Origin of the sequence: Rhizobium oryziradicis (assembly GCF_001939045.1) — a bacterium.
Lineage (GTDB): Bacteria > Pseudomonadota > Alphaproteobacteria > Rhizobiales > Rhizobiaceae > Allorhizobium > Allorhizobium oryziradicis.
The window spans coordinates 110,727-130,806 of sequence record NZ_MKIM01000026.1 but is presented as its reverse complement, the minus strand read 5'-3'; the positions used below and the strand labels follow the sequence as shown (position 1 = coordinate 130,806).

The following is a 20,080-nucleotide window of genomic DNA, read 5'->3' as shown; positions in this document are numbered from 1 at the left end:
CCCACCGTTGCTCCGATCTCGACCGCGCTGGGCGTTCTGGGCATGACGGGCTTCACAGCCTATGCCGGCCTGCGTAACATCGGACAAGGCCACCCGGTCCGAGCCGGTCGGCACCCTGCGCATTGCAGCCTCGTTTCCGATCGGACTGCATGTCATAGCACCGTTTGTGCCGCGCTTTCGCGCGCAAAATCCAAAGGTTGCGATCGATCTGAGACTCAGCGATCAGCGGACGGATCTGATCGAGGAGGGGATCGATATTGCCATACGCATCGGTGGCCTGCCCGACTCGCGTCTCTTGCCGCGGAAGCTTTCGCCCTACCGGCTCTGCTGTTATGCCTCACCAGATTACTTAGCCACGAAAGGTGCACCCGCTCATCCCGATGAACTGCAGACACACGAGACGGTCAACCTGCGCTATCAAAGCAGCGGTCAACTGTTCCGTTGGCCGTTTCGCATCGGTGAACGCGAGATCGAGATCGTCCCGCAATCTGCAATCGTGGTCGATGCGAGCGAAGCCGTGCTCTCGACCCTTGCGGCGGGGGCCGGTATCGGAATGGCTACCAGCTTCATGGGGGTGCCTTGGGTCAAGCGAGGAGAGCTGGTTGCAATTCTTGCCGAGTTCGCGGTAGAACGCCACAACATCACGGCCGTCTGGCCGGAAAGCCGCCGGACAAACCCGGCGGTGCGCGCCTTCCTCAAAATGCTGACGGAGGCATCTTGAACTCCAGGGTCTTCACCATGGGCAGGCATGGTGCCCATGGTGGAATATCGGCGTCACCAGGCGACGGCACCCTGCGGTTCGACAAAGCGTCCCGAGACGGCATCCTCCCCGAGCAAGGCATATTGAACGGGCAGGCGTGCGCCTTCGGCCGGGGTCATGTAGCCATTGCCTCCCGTCAGATCGGTTTTCACATAGCCCGGAGCCACCGAGTTCACGACGATCGAGGTCCCCTTCAGCTCTGCCGCCAGTTGCACCGTCAACATGTTGAGAGCGGCCTTGGAGGCATTGTAGCCGATGAGGCGCGCCTCGTAATAGGGCGACGTTGGATCTCCGTTCACGCTCAGGGATCCAAGGGTGGTCGACAGGTTCACAATGCGACCTGCTTTGGACTGAAACAGCAGCGGAAGCATGGTTTGCGTCACGCAGAGCGTCCCGATGAAGTTCGTCTCCATGAGCCGTTTGACCGACGCTGCCGTTGCCTTGGTGGGCGGTCCGTCTTCGGCATCAATGATGCCCGCATTGTTGACGAGAATGTCGAGGCGACCATATTTGCCGGAAATGGCTTGGGCAGCCGCGTCGATTGTGTCCTGCCTGTGGAGGTCGATTTCCATTGCCTCCACGGCTAATCCCGCTCCGGCAAACTCGCGGGCTGCGGCCTGCCCCCGCTTGAGGTCGCGGGCTCCCATGATAACGGTGACGCCGGCCTCGGCGAGTTGGCGGGCGATCTCGCGACCAATGCCCTTGTTAGCGCCGGTGACGAGAGCAATCTTGGTTTTGTCGTTCATTACATGTCCTTCGAATGTTGGAGAAACACCTCAGCCAATATATGAAGGATCATTCGCATTTTGGATTCGCATATGGACGTTTCACCCCCTCGACATCTCAAAGCCCGCAAAATGCCGCGCCAGGCTCGCTCAGCATCGACCATTGACACGATTTTCGAGGCGACCATTCAGGTTTTGCTGAAGAGCGGAACCCATCGACTCACCACGACCCGTGTCGCCGAACGGGCTGGCGTGTCCGTCGGCACGATGTACCAGTATTTTCCGCACAAGCAGGCCTTGCTCTATGCGCTGAACGAACGCTATCTCGACCGTCTGGCCGAGCGAATGGAGAAGGTCTGCCTCGATCACCATGGCAAGTCGATACCGGACATGATTGCGGCACTGGTCACCGGCTATTGGGAGGCGAAGACGGAGCGGAGTGAGGTCACGCGCGCACTCTACAGTTCGGCGGTCGAACTGGACAACGAGGCGCTGATTGACGCTTTTGCCAGACGCATGGACGCTGCGACAGGCGCAATGCTGGAGAGCGCTCCAATCGTAAACTGCGCCGATATCCACTTGGTTAAAGCCACTCTGCTTTCAGTCATATTCGGAACTGTGCGGAACGTCTTCGAACGGAAACTGCCGGCTCATGAACAGGTCGCGATCCGCGAACAGGTCATCCGGATGTGTGTTGGCTATCTGAGCTCCGCAGACGATGACAGAAGCAAAAATTCTGGGAGCAGTTTGTGCGCTGCGGAAAGGACCTGACGTGTTCAAAGCATTGGCGGACGTCGCCGGCATCGTTGCTGACCATTCCCGGAGGCAAGGTGGAGCATGATCGCGTGCCACATGAAGCATGACTGCCTCAAGCGAGCGTTTGGCCGTTTCAAAGCACGTGTTTGAAGGGAATGCCCTAGGAAGCGGATCAAAACATCAGGCGTGATCGACGCGTTAGCGTTTTGGCTAACCCTTCAGCCGACGAACGGTCATCTTTTAAATGTCACGGATCACATCGCTCAGCCTTCATCTTTCTGGTTGCCCCCCGCTGACCCGTTCCGTCGCGCTTGAGGGCGAGGTGGACCAGCCGCCGGAACGTGGGGCACTCCATGTGCGATGGCGCGGGGCAGTCGGCGATATGACGGAGCGTCTCGCGCAATGCCTTCAACTGACCAATCTGCCGATCGATCTGCTCGGCCTTGTGGCGCAGCACATCGCGGGGCAGGTCCGGCAACCCGTTGCGACCGAACATGCCGGCAATCTCTTCCAGCGAGAAACCAGCCGATTTTCCCATCGTGATGACTTGGAGCTGAAGCAGAACTTCGGGTGGGAACTGCCGGCGCAAGCCGTGCCGCGATACCGAGGAGATGAGCCCTACCTCCTCGTAGTATCGCAATGCCGACGGCTTGATCCCCGTGCGAGCCGCGACCTCACCGATATCTAGAAATTTCATGCTTGACCTCAACCTGACTTGAAGTGGCAGCTTGCTCCTTAGTTGACATTTCGACAAGAGGAAACGACCTTGAACCACAGATCACCCCGCATGAAGAGCAAGTGGACCGGCATCACCTTTGCCCTATCACTGGCCATGGGCCTCGCCTCCCTCGGGACCAGTATCGCCAACATTGCGCTGCCAGAGTTGACCCAAGCCTTCGCTTCACCTCTTCCAGAGGTCCAAGCTGTCATTGTGGCATATCTCGTTACTTTAACGATGACGGTCGTCATCGCCGGTCGTCTCGCTGACCGCTATGGTATGAAGGTGATGTTTGTGATCGGCCTGGTGCTGTTCATGGTCGCCACCTTGTTATGTGGCATCGCGCCTAGCCTTTTTATGCTCATCTTGGCTCGGGGACTTCAGGGTGCTGGCGCAGCGTTTCTGATGACGCTCTCCATGGCGCTGATGCGGCAGATCGCTGATGAATCCTCCGTGGGACGAGCGATGGGCGCGCTGGGCACTGTCTCGGCCATTGGGACCGCACTTGGCCCATCGCTCGGCGGGCTGCTGATCCCACTCTTGGGCTGGCGAGGAATATTCTGGATACAGATGCCAATTGCGATCTTGGCGCTGATCTTGGTGGTGTTGTTCCTTCCGCGAGATGCTGGTGGAAATCATGCCAAGCCGCCAAGCCTTTGGACAGTCGTGAACAGGAGCCTCTTGCTTAATCTCACCGTGAACGTGATCGTCGCTGGAACCATGATGACGACTTTGTTGGTGGGCCCTTATTACCTCACCCTCGCGCTGGAGCTTCCCATGTCGCTCGTCGGCTTGGTGATGGCGATCGGTCCGGTCATCTCGATCTTCAGCGGCGTTCCCGCCGGCCGGCTGGTCGATGCCTGGGGGAGCAGCCGGACGCTGACCATCGGCCTTGCCCTGCTAGCCACCGGCACATTTATGCTGGCATTCGTGCCGAACATGATCGGTGTCGCCGGTTACGTTTTCTCCATAATCGTCCTGACACCGGGCTACCAGCTATTTCAGGCGGCGAACAACACCGCAGCCCTAGCAGATGTGGCCAAGGACCGTCGCGGCACGGTCTCCGGCCTTTTGGGACTATCGCGCAATGCCGGGCTGATTGCTGGAGCATCACTCATGGGGATGCTCTTTGCCTTCGGCGTCGGGACAACAGATATCGCGCACGCGTCGGTCTCAGCAATTGCCTCGGGAATGAGCCTGACCTTCGCCATTGCAGGCATAGCTACTCTCTCCGCACTCGCCACCGCGTCTCGCATGAGGGGCTGACTGCTCTTGAAAGGAACGAACCATAGTACACATAGATAATGATTTCGGTGAAGTTCATTAGATTGGCAGCAGACTATCTCTGCAGCGAAAGAGAGTAGCGGGTATGCCGACGTTCCCCGCCGCGCGTAAATGCACCGATCTCCACCAACTGCTGGAGGTCGCGTGTCGCTGTAGCGCGAGATGTGCTTGTGATAGAGATGTAGTTTTCGGCGCTTAGCCCACCCTTGAAGCCCGCCGTGCCTTCCTTGAAGATGCGCGCGACTACCTTTTCCTGTCGCTCGTTCAGTTGGCCTCGAAACCGGTCGTAAAATTTCGCCTTCTGAATGAAGAAATCTATGCGCTCAAGCGTCGCTCGTTGAGCATCCAGGATCGTTTCTGAAAAGAAAATGATCCAGTCAGCTGGGTAATATTGATGGCATCAGGCACCCGCGAAACGTTCTGCGTGCGCAACAAAGCGTCGAGAGCCACCAGAAGATTGAGGTCAAGCCCCCTATATCGCATTGTTTATACCTTGAGACATGGAAAAAGAGGCCAGTGTTTTCGCCTGACGGCAATACGTGTCAACCGGCCCGAAAGTCAATCCGGCATGGCAACTTGTGAGGCAACTGGTGAGGCAAGTGGTTTGGTAAATGGTGTGGCCAGCATTGCACAATCGTTTGACCGCTGCTTTTCGGGTATCGAGAGGGGATGAAATGACCGGGCACTTTTCCCGCAAAGACAATCTCAAACACTGAAAAACATCAGGCGCTTGATGATTGAGATCATCAAGCGCCTGCCACATTAATCAATGGTCGAGCGGACCTTCACCCGGCCCTCAGAACTTTGTGGCGAAGTTGACCCACACCGAATCGCCTTGCGGGCGGTTTTCTGCCACGATGTCATGCTGCCAGGACGCGCTGACCTGCAAGCCCGGATTGAAGGAATAGGTGAGCGATGGACCAAGGGCAAAACCTCTGCCGCGATGCCCATCGGCCGCAACCCCTGGGCCACGGTCATCCGAGATCTGTTGAAGATAGTATCCCACAGCACCAATGCGCCACTTGTCCAGGTTCCAGCCGACTGCATAATCCAGCACGAATTCCGTACCATTCGTGTAGTCGGTATCATGGTTCTCCGTGTTGAAGATCAAACGGGCCGTCGTTGCAAGTTCCAGTCCCTGCGGGTCCGAATAGTGATAGCCGACGGTCGGCTGAACGGACCAGTGGTTGTTGCCGATATTGGCGATGTCGGAGGGGCTGTACCTGCCGGTTGGCATTGCCAGATCCACACCGAACACGAAAGAATTGTTTCTATCGGTGTGCCACACCAAGCCTAAGGTCGTGGTCATATCGGCAAGTCCAAAGGCGGTGTCGCTACCGAACGGCACAGACAGGTTCAGATGAACGAGGGGAACGACGACCTGCCCCCAAAGCTGAGCGCCTCCGATTTCGATGTCGCTGACATAGAGAAAGCGCATGGTTTCCGCCAATGCCTTGACATTGAAATCAATTGGCACCCTGTTGCCGTTCGAGTCATTGGTCCTGTCGGCAGAGAAATAATTTGTCTGGGAAAGGAAGTAGAGACCGGGGTAGGGAGGAATGCCCGCAGCAAAAAATTGTGCTGATCCCGGTGAGTATTGCGTGTTGCCGTTTTCGGCTGCCTGTGCCTGACAGAGCGCGGTCACCGCGAGCGCCGCGACAAGTCCGAACGTCCTGAATTTCATTCTCCATCCTCCTCACATGAACAAAGACCAGGATCCCACCAGCGAGTCCGCTCGCAAACGCGCACGGGACCTCATCCTCGCAGTCAGCGGGCCTGGTCATCCAGATTGTCTGTTGTTATTCCCCCTTGGCGGCCACCTCACCGCCGGCAGATCGAGATCTTTCTGAGAAACCCGATACCGTCCTTAGTCCGAACTAAGCCGCCGCTTGACAAATGTAAAATGGTCATTGGCAATAGGAGCTATTCGCAAAATAAATACGTGAGGGGGAGCGTATTTGTCAGGTCACAGAAGCCGGGCTCTGCACAGCGCTCCCGTCAGCAATTGCGCGGACCGTCTCATGGATCTGCTCACGAATCCACGAGAGGGCCGGATCGCGGGTGCGATAACTGTGCCACTGAAGCGACTGCCGCAGGGCGGGCAAAGGATACGGCGGCTCCACAATCTTGATGCCATCAATTTTCGACAGCACGTGCGCCAAACTCTGTTGCACCAGACCGATCCTTCGACTTCCGCGAACAAGCAGCGGAAGCGAGGTGAAGAAATAGGTCGTTACTTCGATCCTGAGCTTGATACCGAGATGATCGAAGGCGCGTTGGGCGAAGCTATCGCCGCCATTCGGCGGCTGCATGACGATATGGCCCGCGGAGAGAAAGTCGGCCTGCGATATCACACCGGTAGAGAAAGGCCCATCCGCATCAACGACGCAACATAGCCGGTCTTCCAGCAATGGTTCCATCGGATGATTGGTGGAACAGAACACCTCAGGCGCAATCAGCAAGTCAGCCTCGCCGCGTTCCAGCAGCAAATGCGGATGGTTCTGTTGTGGCTTGAATTCAATCTGGATGGCGGGAGCCATTTTTTCCAGACGCTGGAGAAAAGGCGGCATGATTGTGAGGACGGTGTAGTCGGACACGATGAAACTGAAGCTCCGGTTCGAAACCTCAGGAGAGAATGACGGGGTTGAAACGACGGCAGCCTCGATGCGCACGATGATATCGCGCACAGCCTGTTCAAGGGACGCGGCCAACGGCGACAGTTCCATGGACCGGCCGACCTGGATGAGAAGCGGATCGTCAAAATAGTCCCGCAGTCGCCCGAGCGCATTGCTCATCGCTGACTGCGTGATGAACATTTCCTCGGCAGCACGGCTCACATTGCGGACACGGATCAGCGTATCAAGCGCCGCCAACAAGTTCAGATCAAGATTCTTGAAGCGCATAAATCTCCTCCCAGGTATTCATCGCGTAAATATAAATCATTCATCAAAGCAATTTTGTAAACAGGTTGATTGTCGTTAAATCTTTCCTCGGGAGGAAATGACATCGCGTGGCCTATCGCGCCGCGCCGTCAGTCGATCTCCTCCTTTTGAAATTGATGCCGCGATCGGCAACCTCGAGGAGACCCAATGTTCAAGTATTTTCCGACCAATTATGTCTGGAACCTCTCGGTTAATCTATCGATCGAAATGGGTGCCCGAATGGGAGAGATCGAGGAAATGTGCGCCCCGCTGCAAGATGCGGCCAAGGCACCGGATGCTGCCGGTACCCAGGCGTTCCGCGAAACCTGGATTCATATGGCGGACAAGCTGGTTTCCCTTGCCGACGAGGACGAAGCCCGGGGCAGGTTGATTTCGGCTGGCGACAAGCTGCTGCGCGCAGCCAACTATATGATCACCGCCGAACGTCTGCTGGCGCATGGCTCGGAAGGGCGCGTTAGCCTCTACCAGCAGTTTCTCGCCTGTTTCGAGAAAGGTCTGACGCTGTCCGGCTCTGCCTGTCGCCGGGTGGAGATCCCCTATGAGGGGGCGCACCTTTCAGCGCTCTACGTGCCTGCGGAAGGCGTCGAGGGGCCTGCACCGTTGCTGGTTCAGGTCAACGGCCTCGACAGCACCAAAGAGATGAAATTCCTTGTTGGTCTGCCAGCCTGGCTCGCCAAGCGCGGCGTGGCTTCCTTGATCGTCGATCAGCCAGGCACCGGCGAGGCGCTTCGCTTGCAGGGGCTTACCGCCCGGTTCGACAGCGAGCACTGGGCCAGCCGCGTCGTCGATTGGCTGGAGGGTCGCGCCGATGTCGATCCAAAGCGTATCGGCATGGAAGGGGTGTCGCTCGGCGGCTACTACTGTCCCCGTGCCGTCGCTTTTGAGCCGCGGTTTGCCTGCGGCGTTGTCTGGGGTGCCAACCACGATTGGCGCGACGTGCAAAAGAAGCGCCTTGCCCGCGAGGGTAATTTCCCGGTCCCGCACTATTGGAGCCACGTCATGTGGGTCTGGGGTGCCAAGGATATGGACGAGTTCATGCAGATCGCCGAAAACGTTCACCTCAACGGAATCCTCGATCGTATCCGCGTGCCCTTCCTGGTGACACATGGCGAAAAAGACAGCCAGATCCCTCTCCAATGGGCGCACGCCACCTACGATCAACTGGTCAACAGTCCGAAGCGCGAACTGAAGATCTTCGATGAGCGCACCGGCGGCGTACAGCATTCGAGCTTCGATAACTCCGCCAATGCGGGCGCGTACATCGCCGATTGGGTGGCTGAAACTCTGGGCGGACGCATTGTCGCGGAGCAACCGAAATGACGATCAAGACCTTGATCTGTGGCCGCCGGCGCCTCGGGCAGACGCTTCGCGAACATCGAACCCATATGAAAGACCATCACGGCAAGCTGGTGCGCGATTACATTGCCCGCGAGCCGTCGCAGGCACCGCGCCGCTACGTCCAGAATCATGCTTTCGACGGCATTTATTTCGGCGGTGACGCGCTCCCCAAGGCCTTTTCCTATGGCTTGGATTTTGTCACCGAGGTCTGGTTTCCGGACATGGCAGCGGCAAAATCCTCGCGCGAAACGCCCTTTTATCTCGAGCATTTGCAGCCGGACGAACCCAGGATGGTGGATGAAACCTCCGTCGTCGGCCTTCCGGTCACCGAGAACATCATCCTGCCGCCGGACATGCGCGCAAAAGCGGTAAAAGTGTTCCTGTTCTGGTTCAACAAGGCTCCGGATGCCCAAAGGCTCGCCGATATTGGCCACGGCATCATCGGCCACTGTCGGAACCTGCCACTGTCTGCGGGACCGGTCGAGGCGATTGATGAATTCTGGCTGCCGGACGAGGCCACCGGGCTAGCTTTCGCACAGGCATGCCGCGAAGCTGCCCAAGCGGGCCTTGCCTCCGATACACGTTACTGCCTGGCGGTCGCCCATGAGCACGTTCTCCACGCAGGCTGATCAAGACCTTTTGGAGTCTGTCAGGTTCAAATTGAACCAGACAGACTCTCGATTCCCTTGTTTTCGTTTGTCTCTTCGGGAAAACCGGATTCCACTTTTCCCTGACAAACTCTAATGGAAAGGAATGTCCCATGAACATCATCGGGCCTGATTATCTCGTCTTTGGCGTCGACGATGTCGCCGCCTGTTCTGAATACCTGACCGCGTTTGGCCTGAAGCCGACGGACGTGACCGAGAACGGCGGCCTGTTCGAGACGCTGGACGGCACAGGCATCATCATCCGTCACAAATCGGATCCCTCGTTGCCGGCACCTTTGCCAACGGCGAACATGCTGCGCCAGCAGGTCTATGGCGTGCGCTCCACCGAGGATCTCGACGCGATCGAAAAAGAGCTTTCCAAGGATCGCCGGGTAACGCGGCTGTCCGACGGCTCGATTGAGTTGAAGGATGACCATGGCTTTGAGCTGAAGTTCCAGGTCACCATCCGCCGCGAACTCATCATGCCTGCAGAAAAGATCAATGCGCCGGGTGCACCGGCGCAACGCAAGCCGAACGAAATCGGTGTCTGGGAAGAAATGCCAGCGCTGCCGCGCACGCTCAGCCATGTCGTGCTGTTCGTTCCCGACATTGAAATTGCCACCCGGTTCTACTGCGACCGCCTCGGTTTCGTGATCACCGATACCTTGACGGGGGCAGGCCCCTTCCTGCGACCGAAAGCGAATGACGACCACCACACGCTCTTCTTCATCCGCACACCGGAATATATGAAGGGCTGCGAGCACCTCGCCTTCCACATGGGCGGTCCAACCGAGTTGATGGTGGCGGGAACGCGCTTCGTGAAGAAGGGCTACCAGAGTTTCTGGGGGCCGGGCCGACACAAATTCGGTTCGAACTGGTTTTGGTACTTCAACAGTCCCCTCGGCTGTCACTTCGAATATGATGCTGACATGGACAAGCACGACGACACCTGGATCGCGCGCGAAGCACCCATGGGTGCCGAGGCCTCGCAGATCGTCTTGTTCGAAATGCGCGAGAAGTGGGCACCCACAGGAGGCCCGCCGCCCGGCGCGAAGCGCTGACCGATGCAGAGCATCGCGCGCAAGCTCCACTATCTGTGCCGGTCCGATGAGATCGGCGAGGCCGAGGCAAAAGGCTTTGGACCCTTTGATGGAATGCGCCGCAAGATCATCCTGACCAGGCAGAAGGGCGTTCTGTATGCCTGGCTGGATTCCTGCCCGCACTATTCCACCGGCACGCCGATGGCCTGGAAGACCGACGCCTACCTGAATGGCGAAAAGACCCATCTGACGTGCCACTCGCATGGCGCGCTTTTCGAAATCGATACCGGCGAATGCGTTCTTGGACCTTGCCTGGGCCAAAGGCTGACAGCCGTAGACATTGCGTTGAGCGACGAGGAGGAGATTTTCGTCGCCACGCCCGCAGAGGAGGAAATCAAATGAATTCTAATATGAAAGTGCTTGTCATCGGTGGCGGTTTCGCAGGCATGACCGCAGCGCTGCAACTGTCCCGCCAGGGCTTTGAAGTCGATCTCGTTGAGATCGACGCCGGGTGGCGCTCCTATGGTGCTGGCATCAGCCTGCATGGATCAACGCTTCGGGTGCTGCGCGATCTCGGCCTGATCGATCGGTTTCTCGAGGAGGGTTTTGTCAGCGACGGCGTGAATTTGCGTGGACCAGATGACTCCGTGCTTGTCACGCTGCCAACCCCGCGCGTGGCGGGAGCAGACATCCCCGGCGGCGGCGGCATCATGCGTCCGGCACTGGCCAAGATCCTTTCCGAAGCCGTGCGGGCCTCCACAACAAAGGTTCGCCTGGGGATGACCTTCAGCGAGATTGTGCAGGGCGACGATCGCGTGCATGTGACCTTTGGCGATGGAAGTTCGGATACCTACGATCTCGTCGTCGGCGCAGACGGCCTCTATTCCGCCGTGCGTCGCAACATCTTTCCCGAGGCCCCCAAGCCGCGCTTCATTGGCCAATCGGTCTGGCGGGCCGTGCTGCCAAGACCCGAGAGTATCGATACCGTCAACATGTGGATGGGTCCGAATCTCAAGGTCGGCCTGAACGGCGTCAACAAGGATCAGGCCTACCTGTTCCTGACCGAAGACCGCCCCACCAACGACTTCGTCGCACCGGAGGCGTTGGTTGAAAACTTGCGCAGCCTGCTTGAGCGCTTCTCTTCCCCGATCATCCGCAGGATCGCGTCGGAACTGTCTGCCGAACATCAGATCATCTACCGCCCCCTTGAGCAGATGCTGTTGCCACGCCCATGGTTCAAGGGTCGCGTGGTGCTGATCGGCGATGCCGTGCATGCCACCACACCGCATCTGGCCGCTGGTGCTTGCATCGGCATAGAGGATGCCATGGTCCTGGCTGAAGAACTTGGCCAGACCGGCGATGTGGGTTCTGCCCTTGCCGCATTCGAAGCAAGACGCTGGGAGCGCTGCCGGATGGTAGTCGAGAATTCCGGGCAACTGGCCGATATCGAGATCAATGGTGGCAGCCGCGACGCGCATGCCGCGATCATGAAGGCGTCCATGAAAACGCTGGCGGAAGCCATCTAAAAAAGTCGCGGCGGTGCTGCGGTTCGGGAGACCGCGCACCGATTGCCGCCGTTCAATTTGCGGGAGGAGCAGGAATGTCAGGACAAAAATTCGGAGTGGCCGGGGTAACCGCCCTGGTTATCGGCCACTTCTCCGGGATGCTGGATCTTATCGCACTCCCGGTCTGGGTCGGCGCGCTGGTCGAGCGTTATGGCTTTACCCCGCAGCAGGCGGGCGGGTTGGCAACCCTGTTCCTCGTCGGCGCGGTGTGTGCGAGCGCTTTGGTCGCCCCACGCTTCGACAGAATGAACCAGAGACTGGCTGCTACCTTTGGCTTTGGCGTGGCCGCCGCAGCTTTCCTGTTTGCCTCCACACAAGCTGACTTCATGCCGCTTGCCCTGTGCCACCTCATCGCGGGCCTATCCATCGGCGTCGCGCTGTCCATGGTGCACGGGACAATGGGACATGCCGACAACCCGCATCGCCTGTTCGCGATGGCCGGTATTGCGCTTGGCCTGCTGGCCATCATTCTGCTTGGTGCCATTCCGCAATTGCTGATCATCTACGGCGGCCCATCCCTGTTTCGGGTGTTCGCCGGAATCATGACAGTGGCCACGATCAGTTCCGCGCTTCTGTTTCGCAACCCTTTGAAAGCCGTCGAGCATCAAAGGCGTCCCTTCAGCCGCGCAACCTGGCTGACGATCTTCGGCATCAGTATCATGACCTTCAACCAGTCGATGGTCTTTTCCTTCGTGGAAGTCATCGGCAAGACGCGCGGCTTCTCACCCGATCATGTTCTCGCCGTTCTTGTCGCACTGGGCTTTGTCAACTTCATTCTGCCATCACCCTTGGCGGCAGTCCTGCAGACCCGTGTTTCAGCGACATTGATCACCCAGATCGGACCTGCGGTTCAGGCGGTTCTTGCGGTCATCGTCACATCGGCGACGGTCTTTACCGTCTGGGCACCTGCCGCCGCGGTTTTCGTCTCCATCCAGATATTCACTCACACTTTCGCCTTCGGGCGACTGGCCAAACTCGATCCGACCGGGCGCGCGGTTGCCGCCACACCGGCCATGCTGATGGTCGGCGCGGCACTCGGGCCGATTGTCGGCGGAGCGCTCGGCCAAAACCTCGGCTATTCGGCGCTCGGCGTCGCGGCCGTCGTGGTCGGCATCATTTCCATCGGCTTCTTCACCAAGGCGAAAAGCGCATGACAAACTTTCCCCCCATTACCCGTATTGTAACCGGACACAGCAAGGACGGGCGCTCTATTCTCACAGAGGTTGGTAAACTGCCAACCGTCGTGGAAGTTGCCGCTATTCCGGGCACCGTATTCCATGAGGTGTGGTCTACGGCAGAAAGCCCGGCCCGCGTCGCCAACGACGAAGACCCAACGCTCGGCCCGCTTGTGCTGCCACCGCCGCAGGGCGGCACCCGCATTCGTTTTGTCGATATTCCTCCCGACACCGAAGATTTCCTGAAATCGGGGGCCAAGCAGATGAGCGAGGCGTTCGAGCAAATCGGTGACAAGGCCGCCTCGACGGTCAAGGAAAGCTCACCGCATCCGCTGATGCACAGGACGGAGTCGATCGATTACGGCATCGTCATCGAGGGCGAAATGACTCTGGTGCTTGACGATGGCGAGGCCCTGCTGAAACCCGGCTCGGTGGTCATTCAGCGCGGCACCAACCACGCCTGGGCGAACCGGTCTGGCAAGATGTGCCGAATGCTCTTCGTGCTTGTCTCAGGCACTTACGATCCCGCAGTCGCCGCGAGCCTCGCCAAGCAATGAGGCGCAATGTCCCCAAGGCCTGGCTGGCCTCGAATGGAACCAAGGAAAGATCCCATGAAGTTCGCAACCTACCATGACGGAAGCCGCGACGGCCAATTGTGGGTCGTCTCTCGCGATCTGACGCGGGCAATGCCAGCAACCGGCATTGCCCCCTCTCTGCTCTCAGCCATCGAAGACTGGGATCGTGTTTCTCAGCCTCTCGCCAGCCTGTATGGTCGACTGAACGCGGGCGAAGAACCGTTCGCGACCCGTTTCGAGCCGCATCGTTGCCTGGCTCCCTTGCCGCGCGCGCCGCAATGGCTGGATGCATCGGCATTTCTCAATCACGGGCGGCTGATGGACAAGGCCTTTGACAATCCACCCAATCCGGAATTTGAGACGATCCCGCTGATCTATCAAGGGGCCAGTGACGACTTTCGTGGCCCGCTCGCCGATGTTGAATTTCCCGATGACGCGCTGTTCATCGACATGGAAGGCGAATTCGGCGTCATTCTCTCGGATGTGCCGATGGGAACCACGGCTGAACAGGCAACAGCGCATATACGCCTGCTGGTGCAGATCAACGACTGGTCGTTGCGCGCGCTTGGTCCGCGCGAAATGCGCGCCGGCTTCGGCTTCCTGCAAACCAAGCCCTCCACCGCCTTCGCGCCCGTGGCAATCACGCCGGATGAACTTGGCGCACACTGGGAGAATGGACGCGTCAAGCTTTCCCTGCATGTCGAGATCAACGCTCGTGAGGTCGGGCGCGCCCGTGGTGACGAAATGCATTTCTCCTTCAGTGAACTGATCGCTCATTGCGCCTGCACCCGACGGCTTACCGCTGGCACGATCATCGGCTCGGGCACTGTTTCCAATGCCGATCGGGCGGCAGGCTCTTCCTGCATATCGGAAATCCGCGTGATCGAGCTTCTTGACCAAGGAGCCGCGCGCACGCCCTTCCTGACGTGGGGCGACCGCGTGTGGATGGAGGCGCGTATGCCCGATGGCTTCGCCCCCTTCGGGATCATTGATCAAAGCGTGGTGCGGGCGTGATGCGTATTCTGGTCACAGGTGCCGACGGATTTCTGGGACGGGGGCTCGCCGCCGTGCTTGCGGGTGCCTACCCGACAGCCCAGCGATTGGTGCTGACGGATCGCTCCTTTGCCGGGCAGGCTCCGTCCGGTCTGGAAACGATCACCGGTGATCTCGGCGATCAGGCGTTTCTCGAACACCTGATGGCATCGGGTTTTGATCTTGTCTTTCATCTGGCAAGTGTTCCAGGCGGTCTGGCCGAACGGGAACAGGATCTCGGCCATCAGGCCAATCTGCTGGCCCCTCTGGCTCTGGCCAGCAAAACCGCCGCAACGCGGCCGGGTGCCCGCTTCGTCTTTGCCTCATCGATTGCCGTATACGGTAACCTGAATGGGCGCACCGTGACGGCGGAAACACCGCCTGGGCCGCTTCTCACCTATGGCGCTCATAAGCTGATGATGGAGACGCTCCTCTCCGACATGACACGGCGCGGGGCGCTCTCGGCCATAAGCCTGCGGTTTCCCGGCATTGTCGCCCGCCTCGTCAACGACAGCGGACACGGCTCGGCCTTCATGAGCCATATTTTCCACCGCATCGCAGCTGGTGATGTCTATGATTGCCCCGTTCCCGCCGCCAGCACCTGCTGGTGGATGTCGAGAAAAGTAGCGGTCTCAATCCTGCTGCATGCCGCCAACCTCGCAGAACCCGTTTCGACGGTCGTCCAGCCGCCTGTGCTGCATGCCAATCTGAACGAGGTCTGTCACGCGGTCGAACGCATAACCGGCAAGCAGGCCCTTATTCGGTGGGGCGATGACAGCAACCTGCAACGCATTTTCGGCACCATGCCGCCGCTCGACGCCACGCCAGCCCTTTCCCTCGGCTTCCGCGCTGATGCCGATCTCGACACACTGGCGAAAGCCGCACTTTCAGGAGACTGACCCATGCAGGAGACTGGCCCATGAAGATCATCGACCTTTCGGTGGCCATTGAAAATGACATTCCCGCCGATCCACCGGGGCTCGGCCCGAGGATCACCTACACAAACCATGCGGAGGGCTCGGAAGAAGTGCTCCGCTTTTTCCCCGGCCTCGATATTAACGACGTGCCGGGTGGTGAAGGCTGGGCTGTTGAGCAATTGCACCTCACAGCGCATGCTGGCACGCATCTGGACGCCCCCTGGCACTTCGCCTCGACCATGAACAATGGTGAGCGTGCCTGGACGATCGACGAGGTACCGCTGGACTGGTGTATCCGACCGGGGGTGAAGCTTGATCTGCGCGAACTCCCCGATGGCTATGTGGCGACTGCCGCCGACATTGAGGCGGCCGTAAAAGCCACAGGTCGTACTCTGGAACCCTACGACATCGTGTTGATCAACACGGCGGCCGGTGCGGCCTATGGGCGGCCCGACTTCCTTGGCCGCGGCTGCGGTATTGGCCGCGAGGCGACACTTTGGCTCATGGCGCAGGGAATCCACATCGCTGGCACAGACGCATGGTCATGGGATGCACCGTTCCCTGTCACGGCAAAACGCTTTGCCGAATCCCGAGATGCAGGTCTTATCTGGGAAGGCCACAAAGCGGGGCGTGACGGCATTTTCATGCACATGGAAAAGCTGACACGGCTGGATGAGCTACCCCCCTCCGGCTTCACGGTGTCCTGCCTGCCGGTCAAAATCAAAAGCGGATCAGCCGGATGGTGCCGGGCGATCGCCATGCTATAGATAAAAGGACAGCGGGTGGACGACATCATAATTGGGCCTGTCGCAGATTTTTGCGTTCAACGGTGTATTGACCGTCGTGCGATAATTTCCCGCTCCAAATATTGTGCAGCGTGTCGATGATTCTGAATACTCTTGCCTAAAGCTGAAGCTCTAGCAACTGTGTCTAAGTTGGACTTAGATGGTTCCATTTGGATCTGTTTTTGAGGATCGCGTTTGCGATGGTTACGAGCCTTCTTGGGACTGCGACGATAACGAGCTTGTGTTGTTTCCCACGCTCCTTCAGTCGTTGTGCGACGGCTTTCAAAACAGGATTATGACACGCAGCGGCGAGCGCGGCCTGGTACAAGGGCATCGTAACGTTAACGTGCTATCGATCAAAATGTGGGATCTTACTGCATGACCAGATCTCGGCGTGATCCCCTTTATCGTCGCCACCGGTTTCCCGCCGAGGTGATTGCCCATGCTGTTTGGCTGTATTTCCGGTTTCCGTTGAGCCTGCGGATGGTCGAGGATCTGCTGGCAACGCGTGGCATCATCGTCTCTCATCAAACCGTGCGGCTCTGGGCTGAGAAATTCGGCAGACACTTTGCCAATGACATCCGCAAACAATTTACTGGCAAGCTCTGGGACAAATGGCATTTCGATGAGGTTGTCATCACCATCGGTGGAAGGAAACACTGGCTTTGGCGCGCCGTTGATCAGGATGGCTTTGTCCTCGACGTGCTGGCGCAAAGCCGCCGCAATGCCAAGGCGGCAAAGCGTTTGAAGCGCAAGCTCCTGAAAGCCCAAGGCCGCGCGCCGCGTGTGATGATCACCAATAAACGACGATCCTATGATACTGCAAAGCGGGAGGTTATGCCCAGCGTTGAGCATCGTTCTCACAAGGGATTGAACAATCAGGCGGAAAACTCTCATCAGCCCGTCCGACGACGGGAGAGGATCATGAAGCGCTTCAAGTCAACACGACAGCTTCAGCGTTTCGTTTCCATCCATGACCCGGTCACCAACCTTTTTCACATTCCCCGCCACGATATTCCAACCAATCACCATCGCGAACTGCGAACAGCTGCCATGCAAGCATGGCACCAAATGGCGCGCCTTCACGCCGCATGAACTAATTTCTCATGCACAAATGTTGCGTTCAAGGCGGTAAGTTTACAGTGCCTGACATATTCGCCGGGCAGTTGCCATTGTTGAGGGTGCAGCGGTCTGTGTGGCGTTGCACAGAGATGCCATTGGCACGCACGATGGCGGAGGATGTGACAGGTTCTACCACATCGCCAACCGTGCCGGATTTTACGTCTTTGCCGGTGCAAAACTCATCGCCATAAGGTTTTGAAAATGTTGAATCGAGCCGCTTGACCGCCGCGCAGGTCGCGTGCAAATTTGGTCGGTAATCGCATTTTCGACGCTCAAGTAATAGCGATCTCTGTCCAATTATCCATGAGATCCCAAAAATCTATTCCAATCATTGGTTCATCGTCATCCAGCCACAACACATGAGCTGTTGGATTTGTAGAATGGGTACTTTCTATATTCAAATAGCCTTGCCCTTTGCCGCCGCTATTGAAAATATGAACGTTCTCTCCAAGCAATCTATTCGCTACGCTGGCTGAGGGTTCTTCAAGATAATCATAACCATCTGAGCCTAAAAGTTTAATTAAATGTAGAGGAAGTATACCGCCCTGCATATTGAGATCGCAGAATCCGTCTAAATGACGATAGAAAATATCGACATTTCCTAAAATTTGCCTTTTCAGCAATGGAACGCCTGATATGTAGAAAAACACATCGCCATCGTCGCTTCCTTCGTAGATGTAATAGTATTTTTCAGAAATAGAAATTAAATAAGCATCATTAAACATTGATTTTATTATGTTTTTTGATGTTGGCATTTTTAACATAGCCTGGTCCAATAAATCGAAAAATGCTTTTTTCCGGACTGATGGATCCTTATGAAGAATATCTTCGCGAAAAGAAAAACCATTCGATGAAGGAATGTGTTCTAATAGAACTGTGGAATTTATCCGAGAAAGAAGAAGATCCAGTTCCATTGTCTCACCTTTGATTTTTAAGTAAATCGTTAACTTGATTTTGCAGCGTTATTCGTAACATTTTAGAGCGACCAATCATTTGGTCTCGTGACACTGTAAACTTACCGCCTTGAACGCAACATTTGTGCATGAGAAATTAGTTCATGCGGCGTGAAGGCGCGCCATTTGGTGCCATGCTTGCATGGCAGCTGTTCGCAGTTCGCGATGGTGATTGGTTGGAATATCGTGGCGGGGAATGTGAAAAAGGTTGGTGACCGGGTCATGGATGGAAACGAAACGCTGAAGCTGTCGTGTTGACTTGAAGCGCTTCATGATCCTCTCCCGTCGTCGGACGGGCTGATGAGAGTTTTCCGCCCGATTGTTCAATCCTTTGTGAGAACGATGCTCAACGCAGGGAATAACCTCCCGCTTTGCAGTGTCATAGGATCGTAGTTTGTCGGTGATCATCACACGCGGCGCGCTGCCTTGGGCTTTCAGGAGCTTGCGCATCAAACGCTCTGCCGCCTTGGCATTGCGGCGGCTTTGCGCCAGCACGTCGAGAACAAAGCCATCCTGATCAACGGCGCGCCAAAGCCAGTGTTTCCTTCCGCCGATGGTGATGACAACCTCATCGAAATGCCATTTGTCCCAGAGCTTGCCAGCAAATCGTTTGCGGATGTCATTGGCAAAGTGTCTGCCGAATTTCCCAGCCCAGAGCCGCACGGTTTGATGAGAGACGATGATGCCACGCGTTGCCAGCAGATCCTCGACCATCCGCAGGCTCAACGGAAACCGGAAATACAGCCAAACAGCATGGGCAATCACCTCGGCGGGAAACCGGTGGCGACGATAAAGGGGATCACGCCGAGATCTGGTCATGCAGTAAGATCCCACATTTTGATCGATAGCACGTTAACGTTACGATGCCTCTCAGATGTCGGTCTAGGAGACCGTCCGCTTAATAAGGCCCGGTCAAAGCATGCATTACCGCAAGCCTAATCTCCACCTTCCAAAAAGATACAACCCAGACCTCGACCTTTTAGGAATGATGCCTAGCTTCGTGGCATTAGTAGCTTTGCGCTGAGCATTCCGTGACCATCGATACGATCTTTTGATTTTTTGAAAACGACATTTTGGGGGCTTTCCGTATGGATGACGTACTCTCATCCGCTGATTTCATTCAGGCCAGTCGTGTTTTGAATGTGTCTTCGCCTCTGGGTGAGGATCAATTGCTGCCAGAGCGATTGATGGTGGATGAAGGTGTCAATCGTCTGTTTGAGATCACCCTGAATGTGCGGGCCAAGCGCGAGGCGGTCAAGCCGGAAGAGCTGATTGGCAAGCTGGTCGATGTGCCGTTGGAAATTCGGCAAGGTGAGTTTGGAGAGGAAGGCGTGCGCCGTCCGTTCAATGGGTTGGTCACCAACTTATTCGAAGGCCCGCCGGTCACACGCGGGCTTCGCAGCTATACGCTGACGCTTCGCCCGCAGATGTGGTTGCTGTCTCGCCGGTCTGATTGCCGCATCTGGCAGAATATGACGGCCCTCCAGGTGATGGAAACATTGTTTTCCGAACACGGTATTCCGGCTGCAGCCTCTGCTCCGTTATATGAAGATGGCGAGTTCATCATCAAGGAAGACGAGCGGCGAGGCATTCGCGACACCTATCGCGAGACATTCTTTTCGAGTTTGGGCGTAGAGCGCACAAAAGAGCCATTTTCGTTCTCCGGTGCCTCAACCGACATCAACTCAAATGTCCTAAACCTCATTACCAAGGCGACAAGCCTCCATGGAGGCGACACGTCCGCTC

20 protein-coding genes and 3 pseudogenes are annotated in these 20,080 nt (G+C 57.2%); 15 read left to right on the top strand and 8 right to left on the bottom strand.

What is annotated here, in order from left to right; genetic code table 11:
* Window positions 1-85: 85 nt before the first annotated feature.
* Window positions 86-721, top strand: a pseudogene (locus BJF95_RS10925) (substrate binding domain-containing protein); the annotation flags it as partial.
* A gap of 53 nt (window positions 722-774) precedes the next feature.
* Here BJF95_RS10925 and BJF95_RS10920 read toward each other — a convergent pair.
* Window positions 775-1,506: an SDR family oxidoreductase gene (locus BJF95_RS10920; RefSeq protein WP_075639502.1), complete on the bottom strand. Its 732-nt coding sequence runs from the start codon at window positions 1,504-1,506 to the stop codon at window positions 775-777.
* A 72-nt stretch (window positions 1,507-1,578) separates the two neighbouring features.
* On the opposite strand from BJF95_RS10920, the gene BJF95_RS10915 reads away from it, so the two are divergent.
* A complete protein-coding gene (locus tag BJF95_RS10915) occupies window positions 1,579-2,256 on the top strand; it encodes a TetR/AcrR family transcriptional regulator (RefSeq protein ID WP_075639501.1) in 678 nt (225 codons plus the stop codon).
* 232 nt (window positions 2,257-2,488) lie between these two features.
* On the opposite strand, the gene BJF95_RS10910 is transcribed toward BJF95_RS10915, so the two are convergent.
* Window positions 2,489-2,938, bottom strand: a complete 450-nt coding sequence (locus BJF95_RS10910) for a helix-turn-helix domain-containing protein (protein WP_075639500.1) — start codon at window positions 2,936-2,938, stop codon at window positions 2,489-2,491.
* 90 nt (window positions 2,939-3,028) lie between these two features.
* Between BJF95_RS10910 and BJF95_RS10905 the strand changes: the two genes are divergently transcribed.
* Window positions 3,029-4,225, top strand: coding sequence for an MFS transporter (locus BJF95_RS10905; protein WP_075639499.1), 1,197 nt, complete (start codon window positions 3,029-3,031; stop codon window positions 4,223-4,225).
* A gap of 73 nt (window positions 4,226-4,298) precedes the next feature.
* Here BJF95_RS10905 and BJF95_RS24395 read toward each other — a convergent pair.
* The 3 genes and pseudogenes from BJF95_RS24395 to BJF95_RS10890 form a co-directional block, all read right to left on the bottom strand.
* A pseudogene (locus tag BJF95_RS24395) lies at window positions 4,299-4,622 on the bottom strand (DUF4172 domain-containing protein); the annotation flags it as partial.
* A 417-nt stretch (window positions 4,623-5,039) separates the two neighbouring features.
* Window positions 5,040-5,927 carry a SphA family protein gene (locus BJF95_RS10895; RefSeq protein WP_075639498.1) on the bottom strand — a complete coding sequence of 296 codons (888 nt, stop codon included), beginning with the start codon at window positions 5,925-5,927 and terminating at the stop codon, window positions 5,040-5,042.
* 277 nt (window positions 5,928-6,204) lie between these two features.
* Window positions 6,205-7,146, bottom strand: a complete 942-nt coding sequence (locus BJF95_RS10890) for a LysR substrate-binding domain-containing protein (RefSeq protein ID WP_075639497.1) — start codon at window positions 7,144-7,146, stop codon at window positions 6,205-6,207.
* Window positions 7,147-7,332: 186 nt separating this feature from the next.
* On the opposite strand from BJF95_RS10890, the gene BJF95_RS10885 reads away from it, so the two are divergent.
* The 11 genes from BJF95_RS10885 (at window position 7,333) to BJF95_RS10830 (ending at window position 17,354) form a co-directional block, all read left to right on the top strand.
* Window positions 7,333-8,505: an alpha/beta hydrolase family protein gene (locus BJF95_RS10885; RefSeq protein ID WP_075639496.1), complete on the top strand. Its 1,173-nt coding sequence runs from the start codon at window positions 7,333-7,335 to the stop codon at window positions 8,503-8,505.
* The gene (locus tag BJF95_RS10880) at window positions 8,502-9,152 is read left to right on the top strand and encodes an EthD domain-containing protein (RefSeq protein WP_075639495.1); all 651 of its coding nucleotides are present in this window, start codon (window positions 8,502-8,504) and stop codon (window positions 9,150-9,152) included. Before BJF95_RS10885 ends, BJF95_RS10880 begins: the two co-directional genes overlap by 4 nt.
* 131 nt (window positions 9,153-9,283) lie before the next feature.
* The gene (locus BJF95_RS10875; RefSeq protein WP_075639494.1) at window positions 9,284-10,231 is read left to right on the top strand and encodes a VOC family protein; all 948 of its coding nucleotides are present in this window, start codon (window positions 9,284-9,286) and stop codon (window positions 10,229-10,231) included.
* Between the two features lie 3 nt (window positions 10,232-10,234).
* Complete coding sequence (locus BJF95_RS10870; RefSeq protein ID WP_075639493.1) at window positions 10,235-10,612, top strand: Rieske (2Fe-2S) protein; 378 nt, start codon at window positions 10,235-10,237, stop codon at window positions 10,610-10,612.
* Window positions 10,609-11,736, top strand: coding sequence for an FAD-dependent oxidoreductase (locus BJF95_RS10865; protein ID WP_075639492.1), 1,128 nt, complete (start codon window positions 10,609-10,611; stop codon window positions 11,734-11,736). Before BJF95_RS10870 ends, BJF95_RS10865 begins: the two co-directional genes overlap by 4 nt.
* Window positions 11,737-11,810: 74 nt before the next feature.
* Window positions 11,811-12,929: an MFS transporter gene (locus BJF95_RS10860; protein WP_075639491.1), complete on the top strand. Its 1,119-nt coding sequence runs from the start codon at window positions 11,811-11,813 to the stop codon at window positions 12,927-12,929.
* Complete coding sequence (locus BJF95_RS10855; RefSeq protein WP_075639490.1) at window positions 12,926-13,507, top strand: cupin domain-containing protein; 582 nt, start codon at window positions 12,926-12,928, stop codon at window positions 13,505-13,507. The genes BJF95_RS10860 and BJF95_RS10855 overlap by 4 nt, the downstream gene beginning before the upstream one ends.
* Before the next feature lie 54 nt (window positions 13,508-13,561).
* Entirely contained in the window at window positions 13,562-14,539 is a 978-nt protein-coding gene (locus BJF95_RS10850; RefSeq protein ID WP_075639489.1) for a fumarylacetoacetate hydrolase family protein, read from the top strand.
* Window positions 14,539-15,456 (top strand): NAD-dependent epimerase/dehydratase family protein, encoded by a 918-nt coding sequence (locus BJF95_RS10845; protein ID WP_075639488.1) that lies wholly within the window; start codon window positions 14,539-14,541, stop codon window positions 15,454-15,456. Before BJF95_RS10850 ends, BJF95_RS10845 begins: the two co-directional genes overlap by 1 nt.
* Window positions 15,457-15,476: 20 nt before the next feature.
* Window positions 15,477-16,241, top strand: coding sequence for a cyclase family protein (locus tag BJF95_RS10840; RefSeq protein WP_075639487.1), 765 nt, complete (start codon window positions 15,477-15,479; stop codon window positions 16,239-16,241).
* A gap of 396 nt (window positions 16,242-16,637) precedes the next feature.
* Window positions 16,638-17,354: an IS6 family transposase gene (locus BJF95_RS10830; protein WP_075639486.1), complete on the top strand. Its 717-nt coding sequence runs from the start codon at window positions 16,638-16,640 to the stop codon at window positions 17,352-17,354.
* Between the two features lie 28 nt (window positions 17,355-17,382).
* Here BJF95_RS10830 and BJF95_RS24650 read toward each other — a convergent pair whose 3' ends face one another.
* The 3 genes from BJF95_RS24650 to BJF95_RS10815 all read right to left on the bottom strand — a co-directional run bounded on the left by BJF95_RS24650 (window position 17,383) and on the right by BJF95_RS10815 (window position 19,153).
* On the bottom strand, window positions 17,383-17,679 hold the full coding sequence (locus tag BJF95_RS24650; RefSeq protein ID WP_425348691.1) for a PAAR-like domain-containing protein: 297 nt from the start codon (window positions 17,677-17,679) through the stop codon (window positions 17,383-17,385).
* Window positions 17,654-18,295, bottom strand: coding sequence for a hypothetical protein (locus BJF95_RS10820; RefSeq protein ID WP_075639484.1), 642 nt, complete (start codon window positions 18,293-18,295; stop codon window positions 17,654-17,656). The genes BJF95_RS24650 and BJF95_RS10820 overlap by 26 nt, the downstream gene beginning before the upstream one ends.
* Before the next feature lie 141 nt (window positions 18,296-18,436).
* A complete protein-coding gene (locus BJF95_RS10815; protein WP_075639483.1) occupies window positions 18,437-19,153 on the bottom strand; it encodes an IS6 family transposase in 717 nt (238 codons plus the stop codon).
* Between the two features lie 269 nt (window positions 19,154-19,422).
* On the opposite strand from BJF95_RS10815, the pseudogene BJF95_RS24390 reads away from it, so the two are divergent.
* Window positions 19,423-19,980: pseudogene (locus tag BJF95_RS24390) on the top strand (contractile injection system protein, VgrG/Pvc8 family); the annotation flags it as partial.
* Window positions 19,981-20,080: the final 100 nt, after the last annotated feature.